The organism is Blastomonas sp. CCH9-A1 (genome assembly GCF_001557175.1).
Taxonomy (GTDB): domain Bacteria; phylum Pseudomonadota; class Alphaproteobacteria; order Sphingomonadales; family Sphingomonadaceae; genus Blastomonas; species Blastomonas delafieldii_A.
The window spans coordinates 1-14,864 of the sequence record NZ_LSHM01000025.1 but is presented as its reverse complement, the minus strand read 5'-3'; the positions used below and the strand labels follow the sequence as shown (position 1 = coordinate 14,864).

Sequence of the window (14,864 nt, the reverse complement as noted above, 5' to 3'; positions counted from 1 at the left end):
AGGCTGGACCCATGACCGACAAGACCGAATTGCCCAAGACCTTCGACCCCGCCGCGATCGAGGCGAAATGGTATCCGCATTGGGAGGCGACGAACGCGTTTCGCCCTGAGCGGCCCGGTGCCGAGCCGTATACCATCGTCAACCCGCCGCCGAACGTCACCGGCTCGCTGCATATCGGCCATGCGCTCGACAACACGCTGCAGGACATCATGATCCGCTACGAGCGGCTGCGCGGCAAGGATGCGCTGTGGGTGGTCGGCACCGACCATGCGGGCATCGCGACGCAGATGGTGGTCGAGCGTCAGCTCGAAGCGGCGCAGGACAAGCGCACCAACTATTCGCGCGAGGATTTCGTCAGCAAGGTCTGGCAGTGGAAGGAGGAGAGCGGCGGCGCGATCACCCGCCAGCTGCGCCGTCTGGGCTGTTCGATGGACTGGTCGCGCGAGCAGTTCACCATGGACCCGCATTTCAGCAAGGCGGTGCTCAAGGTGTTCGTCGACCTGTACAATCAGGGGCTGATCTACCGCGACAAGCGCCTGGTCAACTGGGACCCCAAGCTCAAGACCGCGATCAGCGATCTCGAGGTCGAGACGCGCGAGGTGCAGGGTCATTTCTGGCATTTCCGCTATCCGCTCGCCGATGGCGTGACCCTCGATGATGGCCGCGACCATATCGTCGTCGCGACGACGCGGCCCGAGACGATGCTGGCGGATATGGCGGTCGCTGTGAACGGCACGGACCCGCGCTATGCCAGCGTCATCGGCAAGTATGTCGAACTGCCGATCACCGGACGGCGCATCCCGATCGTCGCCGACGACCATGCCGATCCCGAGCTGGGCTCGGGCGCGGTGAAGATCACGCCTGGGCATGATTTCAACGATTTCGAGGTCGGTCGGCGCGCAGGCATCGCGGCGAGCGAGATGCTCAACATGTTCGATGCCGAGGCGCGGGTGGTGCAGACCGCCGATGGCCTGATCCCGGCGGAATTCATCGGCGTGGACCGGTTCGATGCGCGCAAGCTCGTCGTCGAGCGGATGAAGGCGCTGGGCCGCCTGGTGCCGCATGTCGTCACCGCCAAGGACGGCGAAGCCACCGAGCACGACGCCGAACCGCGCACCATCCAGACGCCTTATGGCGATCGCGGCGGCGTGGTGATCGAACCCTGGCTGACGGATCAGTGGTATGTCGATGCCAAGACCCTCGCCCAGCCGGCGATCGAGGCGGTGAAGACCGGCGTTATCGAGATCGTGCCCAAGAGCTGGGAGAAGACCTATTTCCACTGGATGGACAACATCCAGCCCTGGTGCGTGAGCCGCCAATTGTGGTGGGGGCACCGGATTCCGGCCTGGTATGGCTCGGACGGCCAGTGTTATGTCGCCGAGACCGAGGAGGAAGCGCAGGCGCTTGTCGGCGAAGGCGTGACGCTCGAACGCGATGCCGACGTGCTCGACACCTGGTTCTCCTCCGCGCTTTGGCCCTTTGCGACGCTGGGCTGGCCGCAGGATGGCGCGGACGCGCCGCTGGTTGGCAAGCACTATCCCAACGACCTTCTCATCTCCGGCTTCGACATCCTGTTCTTCTGGGATGCGCGCATGGCGATGATGGGGACGCATTTCATGGGGCAAGCCCCGTGGAAGCGGCTGTATCTGCACGGCCTGGTCCGCGCCGCCGATGGCGCTAAAATGTCCAAGTCCAAGGGCAATACCGTCGATCCGCTCGGCCTGATCGACAGCTATGGCGCGGACGCGCTGCGCTTCTTCATGGCGGCGATGGAAAGCCAGGGCCGCGACATCAAGATGGATGAGCGCCGCGTCGAGGGCTATCGCAATTTCGCGACCAAGCTGTGGAACGCGGCGCGCTTCTGCCAGGCGAACGGCATCGGGGCGAGCGCATCGGTCGCCGCACCGGCGGCGACGCTCGCGGTCAACCGCTGGATCATCGGCGAGGTGGTGGAAACGGTCGCAGCATTGGACAAGGCCCTCGCCGACCTGCGCTTCGATGCGGCGGCGAACGCGATCTATCACTTCGTCTGGGACCAGTTCTGCGACTGGTATCTCGAACTGATCAAACCGGTGCTTTCCGCTGAGGGCGATGCGAACGAAGCCGCCGAAACTCGCGCGGTCGCGGGCTGGGTGCTCGACCAGATCCTGGTGATGCTGCACCCGTTCATGCCCTTTATCACCGAAGAGCTGTGGCACGCCTTGTCTGGACCCGCCCACCCCCGGTCGAACGACCTGATCGTCGCGCAATGGCCCGCGCCGCAGGCCGAGGTGGATGCTGCAGCCAAGGCGGAGACCGAATGGCGCATCGATCTGGTCGGCAGCATCCGTTCGGCCAAGAACGAACTCGGTATCGCGCCGGGTACGCGATTGAAGGCGTTCGTGCAGGACGCCAACGAGCAGACCATGGCCTGGGTCAACGGCTTCTCGACCGGTGCACAGCGTCTGGCGCGGATCGATTTCGCGCCGCTGGATGAGGCTGCACCCCAAGGGGCTAACCTGCAGATCGTGGTCAACGAGGCAACCTTCGTGCTGCCGCTTGAAGGCATTATCGACATCGCCGCCGAAAAGGCGCGCCTGACCAAGGCGCTGGAAGCGGTGAGCAAGGAAGCGAAGTCGCTCGAAGGCCGCCTGTCCAATCCGGCCTTTGTCGAAAAGGCCAAGCCCGAAGCGGTGGAAAAGGCGCGCGCCGACCATGCGGAGAAATCCGCCGAGGCCGAGCGGCTGGCGGCGGCGCTCGCGCGGCTTGGCTGATCGGCGCGCCCCGATCGCCCCCATGGCGACCGGCGCATGAGCCTGTCCTACGCCCGGTTGCTCGCGCGGCGGATCTATCGCTCCTTGTGGTTCACGCCGGCGGCTTATGCGGTGCTGGCGGTGCTGGCGCTGCTGCTTGCCCCGGCGCTGGGCGTGCTGCTGCCGAACGAATTCCACAAGCTGATCGGGCTCGATGGGGTCGACGATCTGCTCGGCGTCCTTGCCAACACGCTGCTGGCGGTCGCGATCTTCTCGCTGGGCATCATGGTGTCCTCGCTCCAGGCCGCGGCATCGGCGGCGACCCCGCGCGCCCGCCCGCTGCTGATGCAGGACCGCACCGCGCAGAACGCGATCTCGGTGTTCATCGGCGGGTTCATCTACGCGATCGTCGGCACCGTCGGGCTGTCGACCAGCTATTTCGGTCAGCCTGCCCGGGTGGTCCTGTTCCTGACCACCTGCCTCGTCATCCTGTCGGTCATCTATGCGCTGATCCGCTGGATCGCACGGCTGAGCAATCTGGGCGATGTGTCCGAGGTCATCGATCTGCTCGAAGACGCTGCCGAAAAGGCCTTTGCCGACCTCGCCGAGCGGCCCCTGTTGGGCGGGGTCGAACTGGTCGCGATGCCCGATAGCGGCGTGCCGCTCTATGCCGAGCGCTTCGGCTTCGTGCAGGCGATAGACGATCAGCTTTTTGCCACCCTGTGCGCCGAGCAGGACCTCGACGTCTGGCTGGCGGTGCGTCCCGGCACCTATGTCGATTCGCGCACGATCCTGCTCAAGACATCGCGCGCGCTGGATGAGCAGAGCGCGCGCGATGCCCGCCGCGCCTTCGTGATCGATGGCGATCGCACCTTCGAAGCGGACCCGCGCTTTGGCCTGATCGTGCTGTCTGAAACTGCGTCCAAGGCGCTGTCTCCGGGGGTCAACGATCCGGGCACCGCGATCGACGTGCTGGGCACCTCGCTGCGCATTCTGGCGGGATGGAGCACGGCGGCGCGCGCCATCCCGGCGCGGGTCACCTGCCCGCGACTGCATGTGCCACCGATCGCCGTCGAAGATCTGGTGTGCGATGCGTTCCGCTGGATCGCGCGCGATGGCGCAGGGCAGCTCGAGGTGCAGATCCGGCTGCAAAAGGCGCTGCGCTCGCTCGCCGCGCATGATCCGGTACATTTCGGCGCGGCAGCACAGGCGATGTCGCACGAAGCGTTTGCGCGCGCGAAGATCGGGCTGGCGCTGCCGGGCGATGTCGAGATTCTGGAGCGGTTCGTGCTGGATTGAGGTTTGCCGAAGGTGGGGCGAGCGTCCTTCCAAAATCCTCCCCGAGCTTGTCTCGGGGAGGGGGACCGCTGACCGCAGGTCAGTGGTGGAGGGGAAGCGGGATGGCACGATGGCGGATCCGAAACGCGCACCCGCTGCCCCTCCACCACCCGCTGCGCGGGCGGTCCCCCTCCCCCAGCGAGCTGGGGGAGGATTTTTCCATGTCGCGCCAAGCCTGCCGCCCACCGCATCTTCCGCACCTCCCCCTTGCCCCGGCGCCCCACGTTCCCTAAACGTTCGACGGTGAACGATCTCGCCCCCGCATCCGAATTCCCGCCGCCCTCGGCCAATGACCCCGCCTATCTGCAGGGGCTGAACACGCCGCAGCGCGAGGCGGTGCTGTCGTCCGACGGCCCAGTGCTGGTGCTGGCGGGGGCAGGGACGGGCAAGACCGCCGCTTTGACCGCGCGCCTTGCGCATCTGATCGCGACGCGGCGCGCCTGGCCATCAGAGATTCTCGCGGTCACCTTTACCAACAAGGCCGCGCGTGAGATGCGCGAGCGCGTCGGCAAGATCATTGGCGAGGCGGTCGAGGGCATGCCCTGGCTCGGCACCTTCCATTCGATCGGCGCGAAGATGCTGCGCCGCCACGCCGAGCTGGTCGGTCTGCAGAGCAATTTCACCATCATTGATACCGACGACCAGTTGCGCCTGCTCAAGCAATTGATCCAGGCGGCGGATATCGACGACAAGCGCTGGCCCGCGCGCCAGCTCGCCGGGTGCATCGACCGGTGGAAGAACAAGGGGCTGAACCCGCACGAACTCGACGCGGCGGAAAGCGAGCTCTACGCCAATGGGCGCGGACAGGAGCTCTACACCGCCTATCAGGACCGGCTGAAGGCGCTCAACGGCTGCGATTTCGGCGATCTGCTGCTGCACATGCTGACGCTGCTGCGCACCGACCGCGCGGTGCTCGAGCAATATCAGCAGAAATTCAAATATATCCTGGTCGACGAATATCAGGACACCAATTCGAGCCAGTATCTCTGGCTGCGGCTGCTCGCCCAGGCGCGCAAGAATATCTGCTGCGTCGGCGATGACGACCAGTCGATCTATTCGTGGCGCGGGGCGGAGGTCGCCAATATCCTGCGCTTCGAAAAGGATTTTCCCGGCGCGCGGATCATAAGGCTGGAGCAGAACTACCGCTCCACCCCGCACATCCTGGGCGCGGCATCGGGGCTGATCGCGTCGAACAGCGATCGGCTCGGCAAGACGCTGTGGACCGAGGTCGATGCGGGCGAGAAGGTGCGCGTGCTTGGCGTCTGGGATGGCCCGGAAGAGGCGCGGCGGGTCGGCGAGGAGCTGGAAAGCCTGTCGCGGCGCGGGATCAGCCTGGACCGGACCGCGATCCTGGTGCGCGCCCAGTTCCAGACGCGCGAGTTCGAGGACCGGTTCATCGCCATCGGCATGCCCTATCGCATCATCGGGGGTTTTCGCTTCTACGAGCGCGCCGAAATCCGCGATGCACTCGCGTACTTGCGCGTCGTCAACCAGCCGGCGGACGATCTGGCGTTCGAGCGGATCTTCAACACGCCCAAGCGCGGCCTGGGCGACAAGGCGCTGGAAAAGGTGCACCGGCTGGCGCGCGCGACCGGGCTGCCGCTCAGCGCCGCCGCTTTCCAGATCCTCGACAGCGACGAACTGCCGGCGCGGGCGCGTACCGCATTGACTGCGTTGATGCGCGGCATCGCGCGCTGGCGCGACCTGCTCTCGACCATGAACCCTGCGGATCTGGCGCGGCAGATTCTCGACGAATCGGGCTATACCCAGGTCTTGCAGGCCGAACGCTCGGTCGAGGCGTCGGGACGGCTCGAAAACCTGTCCGAACTCGCGCGGGCGATGGAAGAGTATGAAAGCCTCGGTGACTTTCTCGAGCATGTCAGCCTGGTGATGGACAACGAGGCTTCGGCGGAAGAGGCCAAGGTCACGATGATGACCATCCACGGCGCCAAGGGCCTGGAGTTCGAGCATGTGTTTCTCGCCGGATGGGAGGAGGGCGTCTTCCCTTCGCAGCGCGCGCTCGACGAAGGCGGGATGGCCAGCCTCGAGGAGGAGCGCCGCCTTGCCTATGTCGCGATCACGCGCGCACGAGCGAGCTGCACGATCGTGCATGCGGCGAACCGGCGCATCTATGGCCAGTGGACCAGCTCTATCCCCTCGCGCTTCATCGGCGAGCTGCCGCCCGAGCATGTCGAGGAGGAAAGCTCGATGACCGGCGGCGCGTCGCTATGGCGCGCTGGCCTTTCCGAGCGCGACGATCCGTTCGCGCATCTGGCGCGCGATCCCGAGCGCGCGGCGCGGCGCGGCCCCGGCTGGCAGCGCGCGGCGCAGGTGCCCGGAGGGTTCAACGCGACGCCGCAGCGCGTCGCCGAGGCCCGGTCGAGCGCGATCAGCTTAGGAAACGCAGGGCGCAGCGATGTCGAGATCGGCACCCGCGTGTTCCACCAGAAATTCGGTTACGGGCTCGTCGCCGAGAAGGAAGGCAACAAGCTGGAGATCGACTTCGAGAATTCGGGGCGCAAGCGGGTGATCGACAGCTTCGTCAGCCTCGCCTGAGGGGCTCGCGGGTCAGATACGCTCTGCCCGCGCCACCGATTCCGAAGCGCGCAGCGCCATGATGATCTGCATCAGATGGCCGACATCGTGCACTTCCAGGTCCGATTCGTAAGTATGGAACGGCTGGTCGCGGTTGGTCAGCTTGAGGTTGACGATGTTCGCCTTGTGATGGCTGAAAATGCCCGCCATGTCGGCGAGCGTACCGGGGCGGTTGTACAGGATCGCGCGGATGCGTGCGGTCGCGCCGTCCGAATCGCCGCCCCATGACAGGTCGATCCAGTCGGCATCCACGCCGCTGACCAGATTGAGGCAATCGATGGTGTGCACCTCGATATGCTGACCCTGGCGGCGCAAGCCGACGATGCGGTCGCCCGGCACCGGGTGGCAGCATTCGGCAAGCTGGAAGGCGACGCCCGGGGTCAGCCCCTGGATCGAGATCGCCCGGTCCTGGCGCGGGAATTCGCGCAGGGCCGTCTGCTCGCTGCTGCTGCCGGGGACCAGCGCGTCCATCAGCGCGACATCCTTGATCTGGTTCTTGCCGATGGCGAGCATCAGATCGTTCTCGTCCTCCATGCCGAGCCGTTCAAGCGCCTGTTTGAGCGCCTTCTTGCCGATCTTGACCGGTAGGCGCCCGGCGATCTCGTCATAGATCACCCGGCCCATGGCGATGGTCTCGTCGCGCTCCTTGTCGCGGACATAGCGGCGGATCGCGGCGCGTGCCTTGCCGGTGGTGACGAAGCCGAGCCAGCTGGTCTGTGGTTCCTGCCCTTCGGATTTCAGGATCTCGACGATATCGCCATTGGCGAGCGGGGTGCGCAGCGGCAGGTTGCGTCCGTTGATGAGCACGCCGACCGCCTTGTTGCCGAGATTGGTGTGCACCGCATAGGCAAAGTCGATCGCGGTCGCGCCTTTGGGCATCTGGTGCAGCGCGCCCTTGGGGGTGAAAGCGAAGATGCGGTCCTGATACATCGCCATGCGGGTATGCTCGAGCAGCTCGTCGGCATCCTGCGCCGTGTCGAGAATCTCGATCAGGTCGCGAATCCATCCCGCCTGGCCGTCCGGCCGGGTGCCGCCCTGCTTGTACGCCCAGTGCGCGGCAAGACCGAATTCGCTCTGCCGGTGCATCTCGTGCGTGCGGATCTGGATCTCGACGCGCATCGACTGGCCGTGAATGATCGCGGTGTGCAGCGAGCGATAGCCGTTGCGCTTCGGCGTCGAGATATAGTCCTTGAACCGGCCGGGGATCATCTTCCACTTGCGGTGGATATGACCCAAGGCGGCATAGCAATCATCGATGCTGTCGACGATGACGCGAAAGGCGATGATGTCGGTCATCTGCTCGAACGACACGTGCCGCTCGGCCATCTTGCGCCAGATCGAATAGGGGTGCTTTTCGCGCCCGCTGATCTCGGCGGTCAGGCCATGCGCGGCGAGTTCCGCTTTGAGCGATTCGGCGATGGTTTCGACCTGGTTCTCGCCGCTCGCCTTGATCTGGTCGAGCCGCCCGCAGATCGTGTCATAGGCCTCGGGCTCGAGCTCGCGAAAGGCGAGCATCTGCATCTCGCGCATATATTCGTACATGCCGACGCGCTCGGCGAGCGGCGCGAAGATGTCCATCGTCTCGCGCGCGATGCGCTTGCGCTTGTCGGCGCTGGAGATGAACTTCAAGGTGCGCATGTTGTGCAGCCGGTCGGCCAGCTTGACCAGCAGCACACGCAGGTCGTTCGACATGGCGAGCAGGAACTTGCGCAGGTTCTCCGCCGCGCGCTCGTTTTCGGTCTGCGCCTCGATCTTGGAAAGCTTGGTCACGCCATCGACCATCTCGGCCACCTTGGGGCCGAACAGCCGCTCGACCTCCTCGATCGTGGTCAGCGTGTCCTCGACCGTATCGTGCAGCAATGCGGTGATGATGGTCTCGACGTCCATCTTCAGGTCGGTCATCAGACCTGCCACCTCGATCGGATGGCTGAAATAGGGGTCGCCGCTGGCGCGCTTCTGGCTGCCATGCTTCTGCACGGAAAACACATAGGCGCGGTTGATCAGCGCCTCGTCCGCATCGGGGTCGTATTCCTTGACCCGCTCTACCAGTTCATATTGTCTAAGCACCTGCTGAATGTCGGTGCTTTGCAAGCAATTGCAACAGAAAAACGCGCCTGTGCGAGGGGCCATGGTCGGGGTCGCCCGGGGCAAGGGACCAGGGCATCAAGGGGGTTCTCGCACAGGCGCGGCAGGTTTGCCGGGCGGCAGGGGCATGCGATGTGGGAGTATCGCAGGTCCTGGTCACCCGACCGGAAGCGGTTCGATCAATCAGCCCTTGGCGTTGCAGGTGGCGAGCTCTTCGCTGGCCATCGCCTCGTTGCGGGTTGTAAAGGCGGTGACATCGCCCATCTTGCGGGACAGACGCGTGCAGGCGTTGATCGGGCGCGAGGTCGCTTTCGATCCGGTGCAGACGGTGCCTTCGCATTGCCACACGACGCCCTGGATGATCTTGGTGGTCTTTTCGACGGGTGCGGCCAGTTCCGCAGTGAAATAGCTGCTGCCCGGGGACTGGGCGCTGGCGGTGCTCGCCTGCATCATCACCATGCTCGAAAGCGAAGCGGCGGCGACAAAAGCGATCTGGGTCAGGGTCTTGGTGAAGCGGGGCATGGCGTGTCCTTTCTAACGGTTTTCCCGGGGAGGAAATCGGGGGGTGCAATTTCAGTTGCGAATCACTACCTATACGAATAGGTTTTGAGTTGCAACTAGAAACTGAATTTTCATTGGCAAGGCCGCATTTTTCGATAAGATGGCGGTTTGAAACTGGATTTGATGATCATGACCCACGGCAACCCCAACAAATTGCGCGAACCGCTCGCCGAGATTGCAGCCTGTTGCAGCCTGCCTCAGGCGCTCGAGACGATGGGTGAGCGCTGGTCGTTCATGATCCTGCGCGCCTCGTTCAACGGGCTGCACCATTTCGAGGAATTTCTGGAAGAGCTCGGTATTGCCCGTAACATCCTGTCCAACCGGCTGACCCGGCTGGTCGAAAGTGGCATCCTCAAGCGCGCGCCCTGTGTCGATGATCGGCGCAAGATCGAATATCGTCTCACCGACAAGGGTCTCGACCTGTTGCCGACGATGATCGCGCTGCGCCAATGGGGCGAGAAATGGGAAAGCGGCGTGCCGTCCAACCCGGTGCTGGTCGACGAGCGCGATCGCCGTCCGATCCAGCCGATCTCGATCCGCGCGCATGATGGCCGCGTGCTGACGCACCACGACCTGTGCTGGATCGATCTGGCCGATCTGAACGCCGCCGATGGCGACGACAATGACCACGATGGCGTGGTCAAGCGCATCGCGAGCATCTGACGCCGCGCACCGGCGCCGATGGCCCGCCCGATTTAGCTCGTCGCGCGGACGATCAGTTCGGGCTCCAGCTGCACCGGTTCGCAGATTTCGCCATCGATCTGGCGGAACACCATGTCGACCAGCATCCGCGCGCCGGCCTGCAGGTCCTGGCGGATCGTCGTCAGCGGCGGATTGGTGTGCGCCGCCAGCATGATGTCGTCATAGCCGACGACAGCAACATCGCCGGGCACCGACAGGCCATGTTCGGACAGCGCCCTCAGCGCGCTCATCGCCACCACATCCGAGGATGCGAAGATGCCGTCGATGCCGGGATTTTCGTCAAGAAACGCGCTCGCCGCGCTATAGGCAGCCTCGGACGTGAGATGGATCGGCAGCGTATGCGCGCTGTGCGACAGCCCTGCCTCGGCACAGGCCTGCAAAAAGCCCTGCTGGCGCTGGCCGAATTCGGGCGGGCTCGGATTGCCCAGGAACAGCAGCTTGCGCTTGCCGCGCTCGATGAGGTGCCGCCCGGCGATATATCCGCCGCGGACATTGTCCGACCCCACGGTGACATGCCGCTGGCCCTCGATCCGTGCGCCCCAGACCATCAGCGCGCGGTGCCGCTCGGCGGCCGCCTCGAGCACCTTCATCTGGTCCGACTGGCCGATGACGATCGCGCCATCGACTCGCCCCGAATCGAGCAGATCGTCCAGCCAGTGATCGCCAGACGGAATGACGCGCGAGAGCAGCAGGTCGAAATTGCGCTCGGTCAGCGCATCGGCGAGATAGCCGAGCATGGTCATGAAGAACGGATCGGACGGGTGCTGATCGACCTCATGGCCCATCGGCATGACCACGCCGATCGCCTGCGCGCGACGCAGGCGGAGATTCTGGGCGACCTGATTCGGCTTGAAGCCGTGCAGGCGCGCCAGTTCGACCACGCGTTCGCGCGTCTTGGCGTTGATGATCGTCTTTCCTGCCAGCGCCCGCGACACCGTGGACACCGACACTCCAGCGAGCTCCGCGAGCTCCTGCATCCCGATCTTGCTGATGGTACGCGCCTTTCCCCAAAGATGCTGCGCCGCCCCCCGCCAATGGTTCTAGACACTTGGCGACGAACCGTCGAGCGTCTTGTCAGCTTCAGCTTGCGTTTTCGCTACTCTCCCTGTATTAATACAGCAACACACGCAAGGAGTATCGTCATGGCCGTCACTTGGAAACACGCTCTGGTTGCGGCTGCCGCCGCTGTCGCGGTCGCAGGCTGCAATATGGTTGACGGTGCCGAGGTGCTGATCGAGGACGAATCGGGCGGTTCGGATGAAGGCTGGTCGTCCAAATGGTCGGGCGAACCTTTCGACCGGATCACGCTGGCCGGGCCGGACAATATCACCTTCACCACCCAGGGCGAGCATGCGGTCAGCGCTTCGGGCGACGACAAGGCTCTGGAAAAGCTGCAATTTCGCGTTCGCGACGGCGAACTGCGCATCCGCCGCAAGAAATCGGCCTTCAGCTTCAGCGATTCGGGCGAGGCCGATATCAAGATCAGCGCGCCTGCGCTTCGCGCGCTGGTGCTGGCCGGCTCGGGCTCGGCAAAGGTCGACCGGATGGAAGGCGACGAGATCGAGCTGAGCGTCGCCGGATCGGGCACGGCCGATATCGCACAGCTGACCGCCAAGAAGCTCGACGGCGCAGTCGCCGGCAGCGGCTCGCTCAAGCTCGCGGGCAGTGCCGACAATACCGACATCTCGATCGCCGGATCGGGCAGCGTGCTCGGCGAACGCTTTTCCAGCCCGACTGTCGATATCTCGATCGCCGGATCGGGCGATGTGACCATGGCTTCGGATGGCTCGGTCGATGCGGCGCTGATGGGCTCGGGCGATGTCACCATCAAGGGCAAGGCCAAATGCAAGAGCAGCTCGATGGGTTCGGGCACGATCACCTGCGGCTGATTCGCCGGCGCGCGCGAGGCGCAAAAGCGGTTGCATGGTCGCCAGCCATGCTAGACACTCGCCCCCGTTCCTGGCTTTGCCGGGGCGGGGGAGAGCGCATTGACTAACAGCGACAATCCGGTGAAGGCCGCCGACCAGCCCGGTTTCTGGGACAGGCACATGATGCCGCGCCTCATCACCTTCTGCTGCGGCCAGCCCGCCATCGCCAAGGCGCGCAGCCGCATCGTGCCGCGCGCCCAGGGCCGGGTGCTGGAACTCGGCTGCGGCGGCGGCATCAACCTCGATCATTATGACCGCGCCCGGGTCACGGCGCTCGCCGGGGTCGATCCTTCGCCGCAACTGCTCGACACCGCGCGCGGCAAGGCGAAGGCGCGCGGCTTCGATTCCGATTTCCGCGCCGGTTTTGCCGAAAGCCTGCCCTTTGCAGATGGCAGCTTCGATACGGTGCTCACCACCTTCACCCTGTGCTCGGTGCGCGATCCTGCGGCCGTTCTGCGCGAAATGCGCCGCGTGCTGGCGCCCGGTGGAACGATCCTGTTCCTCGAACATGGTGCTGCGCCCGATCCCGGCCCGGCACGCTGGCAACAGCGGATCGAACCCGTGTGGAAGCGCATCGCCGGCGGATGCCATCTGACCCGCCCGGTCAGCAGCGCCCTTGCCGGTCAGGGCTTCCGGCTGAGCGGCTGTGACAGCCGCTACATGCCCAAGACGCCGCGCTTTCTCGGCTGGATCGAGATGGGCGAGGCGCGCGCATGAAGCGGTACGTTCCGATTCTCGCTCTGGCACTGCTGTTGCCGCAATCGGCGCAGGCAGCGGACAGGCGCTTCACCCTCTCGCCGTTCGACAAGGTCCGGATCGAGGGCGATGTCGCGGTGGAGATACGCTCTGGCGCGGCGCCCTTTGCGGTGGCCAGCGGCGATCCGCGCGCGCTCGAATCGCTGTCGATGCGGGTCCAGGGCGGCACGCTTTACATCCGCCGGGCGCGCACCAGCCTGCCTACCGAGCGCCGCTATCGCCCGAAGGCCCCCGAGGCGCTGCCGCTGGTGCGGCTCGATGCGCGCAGCGTCCAGTCGCTCACCCTGCTGGGCCATGGCAGTGCGAAGATCGATGCGCTGAGCGGCGCGCGGCCCAGCGCGACCATGGATGGCAACGGCTCGGTCGAGGTCGGCGCGGTCGCGGCCGAGGCGCTGGCGCTCAACGTCAACGGCAGCGGCAGCCTGAAGATCGGCGGCAAGGCGGCCAGCGCACGCGCGGTGATGCTCGGCGACGGATTGATCGAAGGGATGGGGCTTGCCCTGGGCGCGCTCGAACTGATCGGCGAGGGGCCGGTGCGCGCGAAGCTCAGCGTCGCTGGCCCGGCGCAGATCGCAGTGAAGGGCGGGGCGGACATCGCGATCGGCGGCACGCCGCAATGCACGGTGCGCCAGACCGGCGCCAATGCCATCCTGTGCGGCGCAGCCGAGATTGCCGCTGCTGCCCGCTGACAGGGGGCGATCAGCCCTTGCGGCGGTCCATGTACCAGATCACGCCGTGCAGCGCTGCGCCGCCGCCCAGGCCCGCGAGAAAGCCGATCGAGGGCTGGCCCATGAACCCGCCGATGACGGTGCCTGCCAGCGTGCCCAAAGCCATGAATACGCCGCCTGCGCGGGCCGGGGGCTGACGGTTGCCTGATGTCTGATTGACCATGACCGCGCCCTTGCCATGCGCGCGCGGCTTTTGCCACCGCCAATCGCTGCTGACACCGGTTGCAAAGCCTAACGCCCAATTTACCATGCCGGTTGAACCTTCCTGCACGGCCTGCCTGTATCCCCATCCGGACGCGGCGCCGGCAGCTTTGCCGGCACGAGGAAAGAGGACCCGAACGCGCCCATGAACCCGCCCTATATTGGAAGCCGCGAAGCCTATGAGGACGCCTGCAAGCTGCTCTCGCATTATGGCGAGACGGCAGGCATCGAGGCCTCCGACCGGGCCGAGGCAGCGCGGGCGCGCGGCAATCACATCCATTTCTGCCACTGGCGGCAGATCGAGCGGCTGTTGGTGATCCTATCGCTCGATCAGTGCATCGGCACCATTCACTGAGGCGAAACCACCCCGCCGCTAACACACCAGTCGGCGCGGCCCGATAGCGGCACGGCGTCGAACAGCGACGCATCGGTGCCCGTCATCCAGACCTGGCCTGAGCGGTCGGCGAGCTGTTCGTAGAGCGCCGCGCGCCGCGCCGGGTCGAGATGCGCGGCGACCTCGTCGAGCAGCAGGATAAGACGGCTGCCGCGCCGCTCGGCGACCAGATCGGCATGCGCCAGGATGATCGCGATCAGCATCGCCTTCTGCTCGCCGGTCGAACACAGTGCCGCCGCCTGGCCCTTCTGGCGCATGGTGACGATCAGGTCGTCGCGATGCGGCCCTGCGAGCGCGCGGCCTGCTCCGGCATCGCGCGACCGCCCAGATCGCAATGCGGCGATCAGCGCATCGGCCTCGACCGGTCCCTTGCGTTCGAGCGCCAGCGCGGGCTGGGCAAAGGGCCCCACCTCTAACGTCGCGATCTGCGCATCGAGCGCTTCCAGCGTATCGGCCCGGGCGAGCGCGATCGCCGCGCCATGCTCTGCCATCCGCGCTTCCAGCGCGTCGATCCAGCCGGGATCAGCGGGGCGATCGGCGGCGAGCAGCCGGTTGCGCTCGCGCATCGCCGCCTCGTAGCGCGCGGCGTGCCGGGCATGCGCGGGATGCAGCGCCAGCACCAGCCGGTCGAGAAACCGCCGCCTGCCGCCTGCGCTCTCGAGGAACAGCCGGTCCATTGCCGGGGTCAGCCAGACGACGGCGAGCCAGTCGGCCAGGCTGTTTGCTGCTGCCGCAGCGCCGTTGACGCGCACCTGCCGCCGCGAGGGCGCGTCGGCGGCGGTGCCGGTGCCGATGCGCACCTCTTCTTCGGCCAGCGCGGCTGCGACGGTGAACCCGCCCGGCC

General features: G+C 65.7%; 13 protein-coding genes. 8 read left to right on the top strand and 5 right to left on the bottom strand.

What is annotated here, in order from left to right; genetic code table 11:
• The first annotated feature begins 11 nt into the window (after window positions 1-11).
• From AX725_RS06920 to AX725_RS06910, 3 genes are all read left to right on the top strand, one after another.
• Window positions 12-2,753: a valine--tRNA ligase gene (locus AX725_RS06920; RefSeq protein ID WP_060977768.1), complete on the top strand. Its 2,742-nt coding sequence runs from the start codon at window positions 12-14 to the stop codon at window positions 2,751-2,753.
• Between the two features lie 36 nt (window positions 2,754-2,789).
• Window positions 2,790-4,031: a DUF2254 domain-containing protein gene (locus AX725_RS06915; RefSeq protein WP_060977767.1), complete on the top strand. Its 1,242-nt coding sequence runs from the start codon at window positions 2,790-2,792 to the stop codon at window positions 4,029-4,031.
• Window positions 4,032-4,313: 282 nt separating this feature from the next.
• On the top strand, window positions 4,314-6,626 hold the full coding sequence (locus AX725_RS06910) for an ATP-dependent helicase (protein ID WP_066044132.1): 2,313 nt from the start codon (window positions 4,314-4,316) through the stop codon (window positions 6,624-6,626).
• 12 nt (window positions 6,627-6,638) lie between these two features.
• Here AX725_RS06910 and AX725_RS06905 read toward each other — a convergent pair whose 3' ends face one another.
• Both AX725_RS06905 and AX725_RS06900 read right to left on the bottom strand, forming a co-directional pair.
• Window positions 6,639-8,732, bottom strand: a complete 2,094-nt coding sequence (locus AX725_RS06905) for a RelA/SpoT family protein (RefSeq protein ID WP_060980244.1) — start codon at window positions 8,730-8,732, stop codon at window positions 6,639-6,641.
• A 201-nt stretch (window positions 8,733-8,933) separates the two neighbouring features.
• On the bottom strand, window positions 8,934-9,272 hold the full coding sequence (locus AX725_RS06900) for a DUF8200 family protein (RefSeq protein WP_060980241.1): 339 nt from the start codon (window positions 9,270-9,272) through the stop codon (window positions 8,934-8,936).
• 162 nt (window positions 9,273-9,434) lie between these two features.
• Here AX725_RS06900 and AX725_RS06895 point away from each other — a divergent pair, with 162 nt between their 5' ends.
• Window positions 9,435-9,974 carry a winged helix-turn-helix transcriptional regulator gene (locus AX725_RS06895; RefSeq protein WP_060980240.1) on the top strand — a complete coding sequence of 180 codons (540 nt, stop codon included), beginning with the start codon at window positions 9,435-9,437 and terminating at the stop codon, window positions 9,972-9,974.
• Between the two features lie 32 nt (window positions 9,975-10,006).
• Here the strand turns inward: AX725_RS06895 and AX725_RS06890 are convergent, their stop codons facing one another.
• A complete protein-coding gene (locus tag AX725_RS06890) occupies window positions 10,007-10,990 on the bottom strand; it encodes a substrate-binding domain-containing protein (RefSeq protein WP_060980239.1) in 984 nt (327 codons plus the stop codon).
• A gap of 165 nt (window positions 10,991-11,155) precedes the next feature.
• On the opposite strand from AX725_RS06890, the gene AX725_RS06885 reads away from it, so the two are divergent.
• The 3 genes from AX725_RS06885 to AX725_RS06875 all read left to right on the top strand — a co-directional run bounded on the left by AX725_RS06885 (window position 11,156) and on the right by AX725_RS06875 (window position 13,386).
• The gene (locus AX725_RS06885; protein WP_060980238.1) at window positions 11,156-11,902 is read left to right on the top strand and encodes a head GIN domain-containing protein; all 747 of its coding nucleotides are present in this window, start codon (window positions 11,156-11,158) and stop codon (window positions 11,900-11,902) included.
• Between the two features lie 99 nt (window positions 11,903-12,001).
• On the top strand, window positions 12,002-12,658 hold the full coding sequence (locus AX725_RS06880) for a class I SAM-dependent methyltransferase (protein WP_099046575.1): 657 nt from the start codon (window positions 12,002-12,004) through the stop codon (window positions 12,656-12,658).
• The gene (locus tag AX725_RS06875) at window positions 12,655-13,386 is read left to right on the top strand and encodes a GIN domain-containing protein (RefSeq protein WP_060980237.1); all 732 of its coding nucleotides are present in this window, start codon (window positions 12,655-12,657) and stop codon (window positions 13,384-13,386) included. Before AX725_RS06880 ends, AX725_RS06875 begins: the two co-directional genes overlap by 4 nt.
• 10 nt (window positions 13,387-13,396) lie before the next feature.
• Here the strand turns inward: AX725_RS06875 and AX725_RS06870 are convergent, their stop codons facing one another.
• A complete protein-coding gene (locus tag AX725_RS06870) occupies window positions 13,397-13,588 on the bottom strand; it encodes a hypothetical protein (RefSeq protein ID WP_060980242.1) in 192 nt (63 codons plus the stop codon).
• Between the two features lie 183 nt (window positions 13,589-13,771).
• Here AX725_RS06870 and AX725_RS06865 point away from each other — a divergent pair, with 183 nt between their 5' ends.
• The gene (locus AX725_RS06865) at window positions 13,772-13,981 is read left to right on the top strand and encodes a hypothetical protein (protein ID WP_060980236.1); all 210 of its coding nucleotides are present in this window, start codon (window positions 13,772-13,774) and stop codon (window positions 13,979-13,981) included.
• On the opposite strand, the gene recF is transcribed toward AX725_RS06865, so the two are convergent.
• A partial coding sequence (gene recF / locus AX725_RS21250; protein ID WP_066119083.1) for a DNA replication/repair protein RecF occupies window positions 13,975-14,864 on the bottom strand: 890 nt, incomplete at its 5' end. The two genes, AX725_RS06865 and recF, sit on opposite strands and share 7 nt — an antisense overlap.

Bases quoted from the DNA above. Each gene is read 5' to 3' on its own strand.
- AX725_RS06920 (WP_060977768.1), top strand. From the start codon at position 12: ATGACCGACAAGACCGAATTGCCCAAGACCTTCGACCCCGCCGCGATC.
- AX725_RS06915 (WP_060977767.1), top strand. From the start codon at position 2,790: ATGAGCCTGTCCTACGCCCGGTTGCTCGCGCGGCGGATCTATCGCTCC.
- AX725_RS06900 (WP_060980241.1), bottom strand. From the start codon at position 9,272: ATGCCCCGCTTCACCAAGACCCTGACCCAGATCGCTTTTGTCGCCGCC.
- AX725_RS06895 (WP_060980240.1), top strand. From the start codon at position 9,435: ATGATCATGACCCACGGCAACCCCAACAAATTGCGCGAACCGCTCGCC.
- AX725_RS06890 (WP_060980239.1), bottom strand. From the start codon at position 10,990: ATGCAGGAGCTCGCGGAGCTCGCTGGAGTGTCGGTGTCCACGGTGTCG.
- AX725_RS06885 (WP_060980238.1), top strand. From the start codon at position 11,156: ATGGCCGTCACTTGGAAACACGCTCTGGTTGCGGCTGCCGCCGCTGTC.
- AX725_RS06875 (WP_060980237.1), top strand. From the start codon at position 12,655: ATGAAGCGGTACGTTCCGATTCTCGCTCTGGCACTGCTGTTGCCGCAA.
- AX725_RS06870 (WP_060980242.1), bottom strand. From the start codon at position 13,588: ATGGTCAATCAGACATCAGGCAACCGTCAGCCCCCGGCCCGCGCAGGC.
- AX725_RS06865 (WP_060980236.1), top strand. From the start codon at position 13,772: ATGAACCCGCCCTATATTGGAAGCCGCGAAGCCTATGAGGACGCCTGC.